The sequence below is a fragment of the Anoxybacter fermentans genome (assembly GCF_003991135.1).
Classification (GTDB): domain Bacteria; phylum Bacillota; class Halanaerobiia; order DY22613; family DY22613; genus Anoxybacter; species Anoxybacter fermentans.
Genome location: NZ_CP016379.1, coordinates 2,528,774 through 2,544,323, shown reverse-complemented (window position 1 = coordinate 2,544,323; position 15,550 = coordinate 2,528,774). Strand labels below are relative to the sequence as shown.

Annotated in this window: 13 protein-coding genes and 2 pseudogenes; 8 read left to right on the top strand and 7 right to left on the bottom strand. The window is 32.6% G+C overall.

The genetic code is table 11. From position 1 onward, the window contains the following. Window positions 1-102 precede the first annotated feature (102 nt). Window positions 103-354 (bottom strand): annotated as a pseudogene (locus tag BBF96_RS17160) (transposase); the annotation flags it as partial. A 248-nt stretch (window positions 355-602) separates the two neighbouring features. Between BBF96_RS17160 and BBF96_RS11620 the strand changes: the two are divergent. Further along, complete coding sequence (locus tag BBF96_RS11620; protein WP_127017312.1) at window positions 603-2,366, top strand: methyl-accepting chemotaxis protein; 1,764 nt, start codon at window positions 603-605, stop codon at window positions 2,364-2,366. A gap of 1,015 nt (window positions 2,367-3,381) precedes the next feature. Continuing rightward, a pseudogene (locus BBF96_RS17485) lies at window positions 3,382-4,028 on the top strand (transposase); the annotation flags it as partial. Between the two features lie 345 nt (window positions 4,029-4,373). Here BBF96_RS17485 and BBF96_RS11600 read toward each other — a convergent pair. From BBF96_RS11600 to BBF96_RS11575, 6 genes are all read right to left on the bottom strand, one after another. Then, complete coding sequence (locus BBF96_RS11600) at window positions 4,374-4,622, bottom strand: hypothetical protein (protein ID WP_127017309.1); 249 nt, start codon at window positions 4,620-4,622, stop codon at window positions 4,374-4,376. Window positions 4,623-5,153: 531 nt separating this feature from the next. After that, window positions 5,154-6,482 carry a hypothetical protein gene (locus BBF96_RS11595; protein ID WP_127017308.1) on the bottom strand — a complete coding sequence of 443 codons (1,329 nt, stop codon included), beginning with the start codon at window positions 6,480-6,482 and terminating at the stop codon, window positions 5,154-5,156. A gap of 83 nt (window positions 6,483-6,565) precedes the next feature. Then, a complete protein-coding gene (locus BBF96_RS11590) occupies window positions 6,566-7,057 on the bottom strand; it encodes a hypothetical protein (RefSeq protein WP_127017307.1) in 492 nt (163 codons plus the stop codon). Window positions 7,058-7,196: 139 nt separating this feature from the next. After that, on the bottom strand, window positions 7,197-7,469 hold the full coding sequence (locus BBF96_RS11585; RefSeq protein ID WP_127017306.1) for an IS3 family transposase: 273 nt from the start codon (window positions 7,467-7,469) through the stop codon (window positions 7,197-7,199). A 711-nt stretch (window positions 7,470-8,180) separates the two neighbouring features. Then, window positions 8,181-8,429 (bottom strand): hypothetical protein, encoded by a 249-nt coding sequence (locus BBF96_RS11580; RefSeq protein WP_127017305.1) that lies wholly within the window; start codon window positions 8,427-8,429, stop codon window positions 8,181-8,183. 180 nt (window positions 8,430-8,609) lie between these two features. Continuing rightward, window positions 8,610-9,332, bottom strand: a complete 723-nt coding sequence (locus BBF96_RS11575) for a hypothetical protein (RefSeq protein WP_127017304.1) — start codon at window positions 9,330-9,332, stop codon at window positions 8,610-8,612. 421 nt (window positions 9,333-9,753) lie between these two features. Here BBF96_RS11575 and BBF96_RS11570 point away from each other — a divergent pair, with 421 nt between their 5' ends. The 6 genes from BBF96_RS11570 (at window position 9,754) to lpxA (ending at window position 15,540) form a co-directional block, all read left to right on the top strand. Then, window positions 9,754-12,234 (top strand): coiled-coil domain-containing protein, encoded by a 2,481-nt coding sequence (locus BBF96_RS11570; RefSeq protein ID WP_127017303.1) that lies wholly within the window; start codon window positions 9,754-9,756, stop codon window positions 12,232-12,234. A gap of 298 nt (window positions 12,235-12,532) precedes the next feature. Then, on the top strand, window positions 12,533-13,264 hold the full coding sequence (locus BBF96_RS11565) for an amino acid ABC transporter ATP-binding protein (RefSeq protein WP_127017302.1): 732 nt from the start codon (window positions 12,533-12,535) through the stop codon (window positions 13,262-13,264). 115 nt (window positions 13,265-13,379) lie between these two features. Beyond that, on the top strand, window positions 13,380-13,982 hold the full coding sequence (gene lpxC / locus BBF96_RS11560; protein WP_335876596.1) for a UDP-3-O-acyl-N-acetylglucosamine deacetylase: 603 nt from the start codon (window positions 13,380-13,382) through the stop codon (window positions 13,980-13,982). Between the two features lies 1 nt (window position 13,983). Further along, a complete protein-coding gene (locus BBF96_RS17245) occupies window positions 13,984-14,232 on the top strand; it encodes a UDP-3-O-acyl-N-acetylglucosamine deacetylase (RefSeq protein WP_335876594.1) in 249 nt (82 codons plus the stop codon). Beyond that, window positions 14,226-14,663 (top strand): 3-hydroxyacyl-ACP dehydratase FabZ, encoded by a 438-nt coding sequence (gene fabZ, locus BBF96_RS11555; protein WP_127017301.1) that lies wholly within the window; start codon window positions 14,226-14,228, stop codon window positions 14,661-14,663. Before BBF96_RS17245 ends, fabZ begins: the two co-directional genes overlap by 7 nt. A gap of 64 nt (window positions 14,664-14,727) precedes the next feature. Next, window positions 14,728-15,540 (top strand): acyl-ACP--UDP-N-acetylglucosamine O-acyltransferase, encoded by an 813-nt coding sequence (gene lpxA / locus BBF96_RS11550; RefSeq protein ID WP_127017300.1) that lies wholly within the window; start codon window positions 14,728-14,730, stop codon window positions 15,538-15,540. Window positions 15,541-15,550: the final 10 nt, after the last annotated feature.

Genomic DNA, 15,550 nt, shown 5'->3' with positions numbered 1-15,550 from the left:
ACCTACCTTTTTCAGGGATGTAGAAGAATCTTTTGAAGATGGTTTCTTCCTAAATTTAAGATATCGTTTTCTCAGGAAAAGTTAAGTTATTTTCCCTTTCCAGTTAAATTCACCATTTCGATTCCGTGGCACCTTTAAATCCTGAATATTACCATATTTAGTTTTAAGGTTGCGAGTATAATAACCATTGCGACTATTACCTGAATTTTTACCTTTAGGGTCATATTTTTCATAATTTAAAAACTCAGTTAGTTCAGCCTTGAGGAGTTTTTGAATAAATTCTTTAATCAAATCAGTTAATAAACTATCTAAATTTACTTGACCTGCCAATAACTTTTGAAGTATACTATTCATAAGTGGAATCCTACTTTAGGTTGAAATTTTTGTTTGGCAAACAATTACTTCAACCTTTCAAAGAGGATTCTCTTTTTTATTTATGTGAGATCTCACAAATGTGAGATCTCACAAAAGTCATTTACACAAAATATTATACACTACTAAGAAAAAAAGGGAGATAAATCAAATTTAACAAATGATTTTTATTATAAAACATTTAAAATAAAAATTCAAAAGACTAAAAATGTGTAGGGAGGATATGGATAATGAAAAAACTAAGAAAAATAATAGGTGCAAAAAGTATTAAAACAACATTAGTTTTCATGTTCGTTGCAGTAATTTTAATTAGTATGTCTATTTTAGGTTTTGCTACTTACAGAGTATCTAAAAAAGCATTTTCAAATTTAGGAGAAACAGCATTAAAAAATAAAATAAACATGGGTATTGCTTTCATGGAAGCATTAGAAAAACAAGTCCAAGAGGGAAAAATAACAAGAGAAGAAGCACAAGAAATATTTAAATCTAAGATGTTAAACCCTAAAAAGGAAGACGGAAAAACTAGAGGTCAAAATGATAAATTAGAATTAAATATAGGGGCTTATATGTATGCTATAAATAGCCAAGGAGTAGAAATGATGCATCCATATAAAGAAGGAGAAGATATATCTAAAATAGTTGATCCAAAAGGCAACAATATAGTTAATCTTATAATTGAAGAAGGTAAAAATCCTAAAAATAATGGTATTATACATTTTTATTGGCAAAATCCCGGTGAGAAAGAGATGCGTCCAAAAACTAATGCTGTTGCTTATTTTGCCCCTTGGGATTGGTTTATAAATGTTGGTGCTTATGATGAAGACTTTTATAGACCAGCAAGAAAAGTTCTTAATATCGTACTTACAATATCAATAATAAATCTAATAGTTGGTTCTGCACTTATTATATGGTTCCTTAATAGAAAACTTAATCCACTTAACGAATTGTCAGAAATTATGCAAGAAGTTGCAAATGGTAATCTAAATATAGACATAGATATTACATCAAGTGATGAAATAGGAAAAATACAAGAAAGCTTTAAAAAATTGGTTTTATCACAAAAGGAAATTGTTGGTGAAATCAAAGAAAATGCAGACAATTTATCATCACAATCAGAAAGTCTTTCTGCTGCATCAGAAGAAATGTCGGCATCTTTACAGGAATTGGCATCAACTATGCAGCATGTAGCAGAAGGATCAAATAGTCAGGCACAAGATTTAACAGATATAGCCAATGCAATGAAAGATGTAACAAGTAGCATTGAATATGCATATGAAACTTTAAAAAATGTATCAGATGAAACCAAAAACACTGCATCTAGAGCTGATATAGGCAAAAAAGAAATAGACAAACTGGAAAAATCTATAGAAGATATAAGAAAAGCCTTTGAAATAGTAGTTGAAAGAGTAGAAATGCTAACAAATTCTGTAAAAGAAATAGGTGGTATAACAGAAATTATATCAGCCATATCAGAACAAACTAACCTTCTTGCACTGAATGCAGCCATCGAGGCAGCAAGGGCAGGAGAACATGGTAGGGGCTTTGCAGTAGTAGCAGAAGAAATAAGAAAACTTGCTGAAGAATCAAAGCAGTCTACGGAAAAAATTGCACATTTGGTATCATCTACTGCAAAAGATACAGATGAAGTCATCCGTACATCAAATGATGTCAAAAGTCTTGTAAATGAACAAGTAGATATTTTAAGCAAAACATTAAAATCCTTTGATGACATATTAGAATCTATAGAAAAAATCGCTCCTTACATGGAAGAAACATATAAGGCTATGCAAGGAATTGTAGATAAAAAAGATATTGTAATAGAAAAAGTAGAAAGTGCAAGTGCTGTAGCAGAAGAAAATTCAGCAGCCACAGAAGAAGTAGCAGCATCTTCCGAGGAACTTACTGCATCATCAGAAGAGGTGGCATCCACAGCTCAAAACTTAAGTTCAGTAGCAGAAGGCTTAATGAAAACTGTAAGTAAATTTAGTATTTAATAATAAGAAACAAGAAGTTTCCACTTCAATAAAGTAAGTAGGAAACTTCTTGTTTTATGTTGTTTAAAAAAATAAAAACAAAAACTTATGAAAAAGACATTAATTAAAAAATATTTAAAGAAGTTTTAAAAAATATATTTTCAAGTTCTTTTCTTTTGTAATTTTGAGAAAACATAATAAAAAATCAATTGAATATATTAAAAAAACAACAAAAAAGAAGCAGTTTTTAAACAACTGCTTCTTTTGCATATAAGCCTTCATGTTTACGTTGTTTATTTGACATTTCAAAAGAATGAATGTAGAGGTGAGTATTTTTGTGTTTTGATATATCATTATTATCCAAGATGTACATAATAAGGCATTTAAGTTAGAAATTGAAAAATTAAAAACAAAACAATTAGAATTAAAACTCCAACAAATGAATAATAAAAAGGTATTCTAATCAATAGTACATCTCTTGGATATAATGTATTATACAAATTTTTAATTTAAAGTCAAGAATTTTTTTAAATAACAGGATTAAGTATTGAAAGACTAAGGCTTAAGTTTGATTTTTAATTTTGTCGCTCTAAAATTGTTTTAAAACATTGAAAAATACAACAAAACTTTAATTTTACTATAAACATATATTTTATATACAATATTAAGGGTTAAGTAGTAAGTAGTAAGGTTGATAGGCTATAAAAGTAAAAAACAAAGGACTTACATATTATCTCTTAATTGTAAGTCCTTTGTTTTAGCATAAAGATTGCGGAACTAAATTGTCCGAAATTAAAGTATGTCGAATCATAATTGTAATAACATTATATAGAATATAGATATATATTTAGTATGTCAATGTTTATTATGTTATTTGCAAAATATTAAGATACAAAATTAAATGAATAAGTAGTGTATAATATTTTGTGTAAATGACCTTTGTGAGATCTCACATAAATAAAAAAGGAATCCTCTTTGGAAAGTTGAAGTAATTGTTTGCCAAACAAAAATTTCAACCTAAAGTAGGATTCCACTTATGAATAATATACTTCAAAAGTTATTGGCAGGTCAAGTAAATTTAGATAGTTTATTAACTGATTTGATTAAAGAATTTATTCAAAAACTCCTCAAGGCTGAACTGACTGAGTTTTTAAATTATGAAAAATATGACCCTAAAGATAAAAATTCAGGTAATAGTCGCAATGGTTATTATACTCGCAGCCTTAAAACTAAATATGTTAATATTCAGGATTTAAAGGTACCACGAGATCGAAATGGTGAATTTAAAACTGTTCTTTTTGAACCTTATCAGTGTTATGATAACTAGTTGGAAGAAATGATTATTAACATGTATGCCAAAGGTCTCAGTACTAGAGATATTGCTGAAACTATTGAAAAAATGTACGGTACCAAATATAGCGCATCCTCTGTCAGCAATTTAACAGATGTTGCTTTAGAAGAAAAGCTGACGTACAACGGTGTATTGTGCATAAGGTTAGAAACACTATAACTAAAGTACGTAAAAAGCATGTAAACGAGATAACAGAAGATTTAAAAACCATTTATACTGCTCCTGACATGGAATATGTCAGAAAGGCATTAGAGGAATTTTGTAATAAATGGGGACAAATTTACCCTAAAATTACTCAAAGTTGGTGGAATGAACAAAACGAACTTCTAACCTTAACTTTTCAAAGAGCGTTATAGGTCTTGAGAATTTATTTACACAAAATTCTTGACATCATCGTCATTTTCAATGTAAATTTTGTAAGTTTGTGTAGAAAGGCCAGAGTTTTGATTATGTAAAAGAACAAAATGCCCTTCAGGCACTGCACAAAGCTAATTTTTCGCTTCACAGTGAAATTTTTCGAACCATCTAAAGTTCGATATTACTTCATTTTTTTAATAAAATTTTAAAAGGGGCTATTGAGACAGTCCCCTTTCTCTACTAATCTATGCTTCTAATAAATATTAACTTCATCTGCTTTACCCTCAAGATAATCTGATACATCTTCATACCTATAAACATCATTTTGTTGCTTTTAAATAGCATATAATGGAAACCATTAAGCCTAATACTATACATACAACAGCGATTAAATTTAATACCGGAAAACTAACAACATATTTTTCAGCAGTATATGAACCAGATTTTGACATTATAAAAACCATGTACCCAATTTTAGGTAAAATTCTTTGTGTAAAATTGATCAATACAATGATTGTTAAACCAAAAAAGAATAGAATATTGGCAAATATAAAAGCAATTTTATTCATAAAAAATTCCTCCTTAAACTTGTTCGTTCTGTTTAGTTAGATGAAAATTTAACCAGCCTTTTTCCTGGAAGTAGAATATTTCAAACCAAAATTTCAATTCTCCGAGAAGAAAATTCTAATAAATGATTTTACTGCAAAAAGCTAATTTTGAGCGACATAGAAATTTTTCGTCAAATTATCTTAGCGAGATTTCCGACGAAATAAGGCTTCATCTGAGGATTGATGAGCTAATCAAGGGCCAGGAGGGCCCTTTGATTAGGAAGCCTTATTTCGGCGGAAATCGAGCTTTAGATGATTCGAAAAATTTCTCAAAAAGCGAAAAATTAGCTTTTTGCAGTTTGACCATAAATTATATGTTTAAAATTAAAATTTAATGTTCCAAATGTTTTTGAAGCTCTTTATTAAGGTAAAGAGCATTTGGACTATTATAAAATACAATTGGAGGAAATGTAAACATCAATTCAATCATTTTTCTTAATTCAAACATCATAAATAAACTGATAATCCCAAAGGAATCACATCAAGAAAATTTTACCAGAACTTAATCTGGTCTGAAGCTAATTTTAACTGAAATTGTGAGTAAAGGTAGTTACGAAATTGCGAATTATATGAAATGCACACAGTAGCGTACTCTAGATTTAGTTCCATAAGATCTAAATATTTTTGAACACTCTCTGGCATTTGTTCAACCTGCCTTAACTGTTCTTCTATAATCTCTTTATTTTGCTTTATTATTTCTAACATTTTTTCTGTTGATATTAAATTGTTGATAATTTTTCTGTATTTATTTTCCACCAAATATTTTTTCGTCTTTAAATTATTTTCACTAGCTAAAATTAATTTTTTGTGATCAACATTAACCGAATTATGTCCCTGCCGCTCATTTAAACTGAAATTAATTTGCCGATTAGTTTGGTTAACAGAAAGGTTCAATCTTGTTCCATTTAGCAGAGAATCCCATTCCCAGATTGTAGATACATTCCAGTTCCACATATATCCAGTTTGATGATTATAGGAAATCTGAAGGTTATATTGTAAATCGGGTACCTTTTTGTTAAGATCATCTATTTCTTTGCTTAATTTGTTAATTTCAATTTCAATTTTTTCAGCTTGAACTTCTGGATGTTTAGCAACAATTTCGTCTAATACTTTTTGCGTCCAGTAACCCTCTAAATCATATTGTTTCTGAACTTTAAATAAGTCTTCTAGTATGACAAGTTGTAGGTCGGCAGTATCCTCATAGTTCAACAAATACATCAATTCTTTCTGCAATGAAGTGTATTCCCTTTCCTGTTCTTCGCATAAGTTTCTAAATTTATAATTAGTTAATTTAGCCATTTTATATAAAAGTGGATCTATCTGACCTAGTGTGCCTTTTTCTTCAATAAATTTAAAATATTTTTCATTGTTATCTTTAATTTTAGCAAGAATTTTTTTATTTTGATCTACTTCAACAATCATTAAATATGGATAAACGAAAGATAATACTAATTCTTTTTTAGCATTTGTCAAGTCTAAATAATGTTTTTGTAATAACAATTGTTGATATTTGATTCTTTTTTTTGTTAATAAAAAGTCGGATAAATCTCCACTTAATATACATTGATAGCTTAAATCATTTAAGTCACCAATTGTTTCATTCACCTTTAAATTTACTTTTGGAAGCAACATCCCGGTAATATTCTCGTTTGGTTTTGTTAATTCCAAATATAACATGCTTAAACGCGACGAAGTTGGGGGATTTTCTAAAACTTGTCTTACCATCTTATCTAGATTCAAAGTAATAACCTCTTTGGCCTGTAAATTAACTCCAGATAAAATTAATATAATCAGTATTAATATTATTTTGTATTTTTTCATAGTTTTCCTCCTTTAAAAAATTAATAAGACCAGACCTAAAGGTCTGATCTTATTTAATCTAATCTTAAATCTTACCTTGTTTTTTAGATGCTAATTTCATCTGCCATACCTTCAAGATAATCTGGTACATCTTCATACCAGTAAACATTATACTCATCGGAACCATCAAATGGATTCCACCAATCATTATAATAGTCTGCCAAACCATAGTGATGCTCTATAACCCAACGGCAATATAGAGTCCTCTTAGTTCTTGGGGCAATGCTTACATGGAAATTGTAAGATTTAGTAATAGATTGGCCTGCAGTGAACCCAACTTCTGCCTCTACTACATCAGACAAACCAGCTTTAGCACTAACTTCAACATATTTAGTATCTGTATATGTATAGTCTATAGAATCTGTTTGAGTGTATGAATAATTGTAGTAGGACTGCACTGCATCCCAACTAGTAGTGTAATGATACATGTAGTGAGAAGTAATTTCCCAGGTACCTGCATTAGCAGCAAACCCCATAACTAATACCATCATCAATGCCATAATGGAAATAGTTAAAGTTTTTCTCATTATTATCACCCCAATATTTTTTTTGTAATTTTTTGTAACTGCAGTTACAGTTTTATTATAATATATTTTATTGACTATGTAAAGTATTATTTTGAATTTTCCCATAATTTTTTTCTGGTCTGCATATACTTAATACCATGTTAAACCATCAAAGTTTTTTTTGCAGAATTACTTTTAAATGCTTCATAAAATTTTGCTGGAGCCATATTTCGGATATTTTCATGTCTTTTTCTTTCCATAGTTGATCTGTTGAATATATCTTTTCTCTTTTTGCTAACCGAAGAGGATGCTTTTGTTTTAAGATATTCAACTCTTTGCAAAGCTTATAAACCTTTTTATGATTAATTTGAAGATCATAGTTTTCCTGAAGACATACCGTCAGTTTACGATATCCATAAGGAAACCCATCTCTAGCAACCAACTCACATACTCATTCCTTAATTTGCTCATCAGAGATTTTTATACCTTTACTGGTAAAGGTATAACCTGGAATTGGTCTTCCTGAGGTTTTCTAATACCAGCCTGTTCTTTTGATTTTCTTGCTATGTTCTCATAATATGAGCTGACAAAGCCTAAAACCAGGTTGGTCTTATATCCAGGTTCTATCCATTTCTTTGTTCGGCTATTGAGGGTTTACTTTATCTCTAAGAATTGCTAGCTCTAATTCCTTTCTCAGCAAGAAGTCTTTTAGGCATATCATTCTCAGTACTTACTTTTTCTAATATTTTTAAAACTTCCAGATACTATTTTTCTTTGTTTTTTGGAAGAGATTCTGCAGAACCTTTTTGTCGACTGGATTTAATTCAGCTATAAACAGTTTGCTTTGAAATTTCATGGCGACGTGTAACCAATTCAATATTACCAACCAATTGACATTCTTCTATTATTTGTTGTTTAAATTCATCAGAACTGTTATAATTTTTATCTAGCAAATGCTCCCTTGTTCTTAAACAATAAAAAGAGGTGTTGTTCTTTTAAAATTTGCACAAACACCACCTCTTTTTAATAAAATTTTAAAAGGGGCTATTGAGACAGCCCCTTTCTCTAATCTATGTTTCTAATGAATTAATAAATGCTAATTTCATCTGGTTTACCCTCAAGATAATCTGATACATCTTCATACCTATAAACATTATTTTGTTGCTTTTAAATAGCATATAATGGAAACCATTAAGCCTAATACTATACATACAACAGCGATTAAATTTAATACCGGAAAACTAACAACATATTCTTCAGCTGTATATGAACCGGATTTTGTCATTAGAAAAACCATGTACCCAATTTTAGGTAAAATTCTTTGTGTAAAATTGATCAATACAATGATTGTTAAACCAAAAAAGAATAGAATATTGGCAAATATAAAAGCAATTTTGTTCATAAAAAATCCCTCCTTGAACTTGTTCGTTCTGTTTAGTTAGATGAAAATTTAACCAGCTTTTTTCCTGGTAGTACAAATATTTTAATTCTCTCAGAGGAAAATTCTAATAAATTATATGTCTAAAATTAAAATTCAGTGTTCAACATTACCAGGCATTTAATTGTCATACAAAAGTTTTTCCTACTTTTCAACTTGAAATGTTTCAAAATCACTTAGACATTCATAATGAATAAATATATCAATACCTGTCATAGTATGAACAGGCCATTTATACTCTGTTACAGTATGAACCCGCCATTTATACTGTTTTTGGTTTTCTAATATCCCTTCTGGAATTTTATATTCATTTTGTAGGTTAGGAATTTTTAGCCATTCTAATTCTTTGCCTGTTTCCTCATCCACTATTCTAATATAAGCTTTATTTATATTATCTGGAATTTCATATCTAAAAACAGGGGTTGTATTGTTAACTTTTTCGAAGTTAATTGGATGAATTAGTGTAGGTCTATCAGGAAGCTTATCATTTTCGATTTTGAATTCATTAATTATAACCTGATCATTTATTTTGACTTGTAACTTCCAGGTACCTGATTTAAAATTATTTTCATTCCACCAACAATGGTATCTTCCGTTTTCATAATATAAATCATGAGAAGTTCCATATGGATCTATAATTGTGGCAGAATGTATGTTTTCACCTTCTTTAAAATATAATTGTGCAGCATATTGGAAACGACTATCAGCGAAATGTAATACCCCAAATATTATATTTAATTCTATATTTTGATCACTAGAAAATTTTTTAGTGATAGAAGTTATATCTGAAAGGAAATCACTACAACCTGTTAAACCTAGAAGCAAAAGAATAAAAATAAATGTTATTATACGTAGTTGCCGTTTCATCTTATTTATCCCTCCTATCTTTTCTTAATAAATATGTAATTCGATTAAAAGAAAATAATTCCTTTTAATTTTGACATTTTTTAAAATTTTCTAAACTAAGAAAACAGTATTAAATTTAGAAATCGGAAAGGAAAGTACCAAAAAACTTGCCAATAAAGGGTTTTTACTCTAATTTTTTTAAAAAAAGAAGTGCACTTTTGTTAACCATCTTAGTGAAATTTCAGTCGAAATAAGGCCTCATCTTTGGAACAAACTAACATCTGTCCTTTTTAAAAATCATGGTATAATAAGTGTAGCTAAGTTATAATAGAATGCGAAAAAACGTAAATTATATGCCATGATTTACATTCACACATGTTATTTACTGATAATTGAAAAAATGTTATACTAATATATGGACAGAGGGAGGGAGAAAAAGTCGATGCTATATTTACTGAGATCAGGTTTTAGCCGTGATTTGATAGTACATTTTCTGGTTGTGGTTTTAGTTGGATCGGCAATAGCAATGGCAGCAGGTTATATGGCAGATAATTACTTTGGAAATACTGTTACCGGATTAATCGGTGATTATGGTGAGTATGACCTGCTTTTAACAGTTAACCGGGAGACAAGGCGCTCTGCTTTGGCCCAGATACGGGATATTTTACGGGTTAAACTGCCCGGTTCTAAAGTTGAGCAGGGTGTAACCATTGCTGGAAAAACCAACTTTTTTGTAAGCCTGGATGATAAATATAAAACAAGAGAATATTTTATGAAGATGAGCAGTTATTTTTCCAATGTAACAGGACTTGTTGGTGTGACAATGATGTCTGAGCCCCGGGTTACAATCAGGGGAGTTCCGCGGGGACTTTTGGAAGAATTTGAACAAAAGCTAGCTGATATTAAGGGAGTTCATTTCACATACCCTGTTGGGAGTTCGGGGATTGACCTGATGCTGAACTCCCCCAAAGATATTGATTACGTTACAGAAGAAGTGAAAAAGTTTTTGAAACAATATCAGGTTCTGGAGGTCAGATTTCCCATTGACAACGGGCCAGTGGATGTTATTTCTATGGGGGAGAAGTTGGCGACTGAGTTAAAGGATAAATATAACCTGGCTTTTGCCAAAAACCTGACTACCAATGAGGTGGATGATCAGCAGTATCTGGTTAATACCATGTTGGAGATGAAGAAATTTTTACTTCAATATGCAACGGTTATCACCATTCCAGTATCACCTGATTGGGATTTTGTCATTCATAAGGATGATTATCTGATTATGCCTGGCCCGGGACGTTCAGGACTTAAAGTAGGTGAAGATGCTACACCAATGGACTTAAAACTTCAGGTTACAGAGGTTAATGATAAAGAGATTCAAGCATTGATTGTGGAAGGTAATGTGACAGATATCCAGTCTAAAGGAGTATATAAACTGGATGCTAAGGGCAAGATAGCTGCCTTTTTGGGTGAGGCCAGGATCAAAAGTCCGCGGGAAGATTTGAAATATGCCGCTGATGAACTGGCTAAAGTTTTACCTCATTTAGATCAAATCTTTTCTAAGTTATACGGAATGACGGGAGAAGCATTAAAAGCTTTAGAGATTTATAATGATACTCTGGCTGAAATTAAGGAAGTTCAAAAGATTTTAAAAGAAGGTCAGGCTAAAGTAGAAGAGATAAGGAATAAACTAAATCAACTAGATTTGTCAAAGGTTCAAAATTTTATCGGTCAACTGTTAGCCATAGTTAATACGGCAGAAGAGTTTGCTTCCAAAATGGAGTGGGCCCAAAAAGAGATTGTCCGTATCGACTATGAATTGGGCCAATTTCAGGGCCAGGTGGAAATTTTGAAAAATGATTTTGGTTTAAGTGAGAGTTACAGCAAAGAGCTGGATCAAGCAGTAGATGTAGCTTCTAAGTTGCAGCTGGCTCTGCGTAACAACACCGGTGAAATTCTTAAAAGGTTAAATGAATACAATCCTATTTTGCGTCAAATTTCTGATTGGCGCAGTGACTTAGAAAAGTTAGAACAGATGGTAATAAGCGGAGATCTTTTAAATAACAATACCAGTTCTGTGACCGACATTCTGGATCGGCTTATTTCAGGTAGTAAAACAACCCTTGAATATCTGGATCGTCTGGACGATAAAAAGATGAGCCAGGAAATTCAGGGTTTTAAAGAGAGTTTAGAAAAGATTCAGGAATCGGATGTAGAAGCTATTATCAAAGAGCTGAATTATATTAGTGATACTTTGCCGAACCTAAGAGATGAAGAAGTGACCAGAGCCATTAAGTTGATAGAAAAGTATATGTCCGGTCAGATTATTCCAGGTGAGCAGATTTTGATTCTGGTTCCGGCAGATTTAAATATCAAATCTATTGAACCTTTTGTTATGGAAGTAGTGGGTCAATCAACTATTTCAGTTTTTAGTATGGATGCAGGAATTGTACAACCCAATGTACGGGGTGAGTTTTTAAGAATTATTTCTGAAGTACGGGAGACAATTACCGCTATGGTTGCAGTAGTTCTTATAATGCTGGTTTTAATGTTGGATTTGTCAGGGATTATGTCAGTGATTAAAGAACTTAGGAAAAGAAAGAAGCAGGCTTTTATTGTAAGAATTATAAATTCAGAGGTCCTTTTTGGGATGATTATGGGAAGTTTAACTTTAGAGTTGATTTTCCGTCTTACCAATGGACAACTGCCGTATATTGAAAATCATCCCGGCGCCTGGATTGGTGCGATTATGGGCCTTGTTATTGCTCTTATGACGGACCGGATCAATCCGGTAGATAAAAAAGAGTATATAGCCGGGGAAGCTTTAGGTTTTAATTTAACGGAGATTTTGCGTCAAATTGTGATTCCGGCCGGTAAACCTGGAATTCTCTATCTATTAAATCGTAGAAACCTGATTTTTAAGTAATTGATGATTAAACTGTAAAAAGCTAATTTTGAGCGCTATTGAAATTTTTCGTTAAACCATCTTAGCGAGATTGAAGTCGAAATAAGGCCTCATCACAAGAGGTGATGAGTTAATCAAGGGGCAGGAGGGTCCTTTGATTAGGGAGCCTTATTTCGACTGAAATCGAGTTTTAGATGGTTTGAAAAATTTCTCCTTAAGCGAAAAATTAACTTTTTGCAGTATAACCATTGATATAATTGATTTCTGGTTAAGTGGTAAAAATAGTTATAATAGAAAGATTTAAAGAGAGTGATGAGCGATGTTAAAGGTCATTAATTTAAAAAAATCATATGGTTCACACCAGGTTTTAAAGGGGATTAATCTTACTGTTAATACCGGTGAAACTGTAGTTATTATGGGACCGAGCGGATGCGGGAAGTCTACTCTTATCCGCTGTATAAATCGTTTAACTGAACCGGATTCAGGAGAGATTATTTATAAAGGAATTCCTGTCCATCAGCTAAATGAAAAAGAACTTCTAAAGCTAAGAAAGGATATTGGTTTCGTTTTTCAAAACTTTAATCTAATTAATCGACTTACAGTTCTCCAAAATGTAATGTTGGGGCTTATAAAATGGGGTTTAAAACCAAAAGAAGCTGAAGAGAGGGCAATCCGGGTTTTAGAACAGGTTGAGTTAAAGAATTTTATTCATTCTAAACCGGCGGAATTAAGTGGCGGCCAGCAGCAGCGGGTAGCTATTGCCCGTGCTCTGGCCTTAGACCCGGATCTTATGCTCTTAGATGAACCGACAGCGTCCCTTGACCCGATTCTGGTCGGGGAAGTGTTGAAAGTTATGGAAGAGTTGACCAGACAAAAAGATAAGTCACTTTTGATTGTGACCCATGAAGTAGCTTTTGCCCGCCGGGTTGCCAATAGAATTGTTCTCATGGACCAGGGCGTTATTGTAGAAGAAGGCAGTCCTGAAACAATTTTTAAAGCCCCTAAATCCTGGGTGGGACGGCGCTATAAAGAGATGATTGAATATCAATAATTTGTATGGACTTTTTATAAAAATCTTATAAGTTTAGCAGGAGATAAGGTGAAATTTATTGAATAATATTATGTCTATTTGTATGCTTATTTGAATATAGAGAGGAGCGAAGTCTGTGGACTGGACGGATTTGCAGCAGACTATTGCAAAAACAGTTACCTATACAGGGATTGGGTTACACACTGGAGAGGATGTAAAAATGACCTGCTTGCCTGCACCTGAGGATACAGGGATCTGTTTTCGAAGGGTAGATTTACCTCAAAAACCTATGATTAAGGTTTCACCTATGAATATTGTTTCTACTAAACGGTGTACTTCAATCGGTTCTATAGAAGAAAATTGGTATATTCATACTATCGAACATTTAATGGCTGCGATATCTATGACCGGTATAGATAATTTAATTGTTGAACTGGATGCAGGAGAACCTCCTGTTACTGATGGAAGTGCTGTTGTTTTTATGGATTTATTTAAAGAAGCTGGACTTATAAAACAGTCCAAAAAAAGACGAGTGATTAAGATTACAGAACCTATCTTTGTCAGAGACAATGATGCCACTCTTGTAGCTTTACCTTATGATGGGTTACGGATTAGTTACACATTATCATATAATCACCCGGTTATTGGAACCCAATATGTTGATTATGAGATCAACAGTGAAGTATTTTTAAAGGAGATTGCTCCAGCCAGAACCTTTGGGTTTTGCCCGGGAGGTTGAGATGCTTCATAAAAGAGGTCTTGCCCTTGGTGGAAGTTTAGATAATGCTGTTTTAATTGATGATGAGGACACAGTTAATCCATTACGCTTTAAAGATGAGTTTGTCAGGCACAAGGTTTTAGATTTAATTGGTGACCTGGCAGTAAATGGGCGGGTTTATGGGCACTTTATCGGTATTAAATCAGGTCATAGTTTAAATGCAGAGCTTTCTAAAAAAATATTTTTGCAACAGGAGGCAGGCAGATGTTAAAGATAAAAGAAATTATGGATTTACTTCCTCACCGTTATCCATTTATTTTGGTGGACCGGATATTGGAGTTGGAAGAGGGTGTTCGAGTAGTAGGTATCAAAAATGTGACTATTAATGAAGCTTTTTTCCAGGGACATTATCCAGATCATCCAGTGATGCCTGGTGTATTAATTGTAGAAGCTATGGCACAGGTCAGCGGTTTTATGCTTTTAGACAAACATAAATCCTCTCGCCAGCTCCCTTATTTCACAGGAATTGATAAGGTGAAATTTCGCAAACCTGTTGTACCGGGCGACCAACTTCGTATCGAGTCTGAAATGCTTAAATTGAGACGGAATATTGCCAAAGTTTATTGTCGTGCCCTGGTTGATGGAGAAATAGTTGCAGAGGGTGAATTAATGTTTACTGTTGTAGAAGAAGCAATAGTTTAAGGTTTATGCTCCCGTCAAAATCCAGGTCACTTGTTTTTATAGAAACAAATGAGGAGGAAGCAAAATGAAAAAAGTAAAACCGAAAGATAATGTTGTTCATATGGCCAAAATACATGAAACAGCAATAGTACATCCCGGGGCCAAGATAGGAAAAAATGTGGAGATTGGCCCTTATAGCATTATTGGGCCGAATGTAGAAATTGGTGATAATACAAAGATTGGGCCTCATGTTGTAATTGATGGATGGACCAAAATAGGTTGTAATAATAAAATTTTCTTTGGTGCATCCATTGGATTGGAACCACAGGATTTAAAGTTTCATGGTGAAAAATCCTATTTATTTATTGGGGATAATAATACCATTCGGGAATATGTAACCATTAATCGTGGTACTGAAAACGGTGGAGGGGAGACCCGGATTGGTAATAATAATCTTATCATGGCCTATTGTCATGTTGCCCATGATTGCCAGTTGGGTAATCATATAATTATGTCCAATGCAGCCAATTTAGCAGGTCATGTAATTGTGGAAGATCATGCTGTAATTGCCGGTTTAGCGGGGATTCATCAGTTTGTGCGCATTGGTAAAATGGCTATGGTCGGGGCCCATACTAAAGTTGTTAAAGATGTACCACCTTATATTATTGTCGATGGTCATCCTGCCCGTGTAGCAGGTATTAATGTAGTTGGTTTGCGTCGTAATGGTATCTCTCCTGAGTTAAGACAGGAGATTAAGCGAGCTTACAAAATTTTATACCGTTCAGATTTGAATATTTCTCAGGCTATTGAAAGGATGGATCAGGAATTAGAGACCAGTCCTGAGATTGAACATTTCTTAAGATTTTTACGGAATGCAACCCGTGGTATAGTTCGTTAGGGAGGTTTGA

Coding starts and splice junctions, on each gene's coding strand:
- BBF96_RS11620 (WP_127017312.1), top strand. CDS start 603: ATGAAAAAACTAAGAAAAATAATAGGTGCAAAAAGTATTAAAACAACA.
- BBF96_RS11600 (WP_127017309.1), bottom strand. CDS start 4,622: ATGAATAAAATTGCTTTTATATTTGCCAATATTCTATTCTTTTTTGGT.
- BBF96_RS11595 (WP_127017308.1), bottom strand. CDS start 6,482: ATGAAAAAATACAAAATAATATTAATACTGATTATATTAATTTTATCT.
- BBF96_RS11580 (WP_127017305.1), bottom strand. CDS start 8,429: ATGAACAAAATTGCTTTTATATTTGCCAATATTCTATTCTTTTTTGGT.
- BBF96_RS11575 (WP_127017304.1), bottom strand. CDS start 9,332: ATGAAACGGCAACTACGTATAATAACATTTATTTTTATTCTTTTGCTT.
- BBF96_RS11570 (WP_127017303.1), top strand. CDS start 9,754: ATGCTATATTTACTGAGATCAGGTTTTAGCCGTGATTTGATAGTACAT.
- BBF96_RS11565 (WP_127017302.1), top strand. CDS start 12,533: ATGTTAAAGGTCATTAATTTAAAAAAATCATATGGTTCACACCAGGTT.
- BBF96_RS17245 (WP_335876594.1), top strand. CDS start 13,984: ATGCTTCATAAAAGAGGTCTTGCCCTTGGTGGAAGTTTAGATAATGCT.
- fabZ (WP_127017301.1), top strand. CDS start 14,226: ATGTTAAAGATAAAAGAAATTATGGATTTACTTCCTCACCGTTATCCA.
- lpxA (WP_127017300.1), top strand. CDS start 14,728: ATGAAAAAAGTAAAACCGAAAGATAATGTTGTTCATATGGCCAAAATA.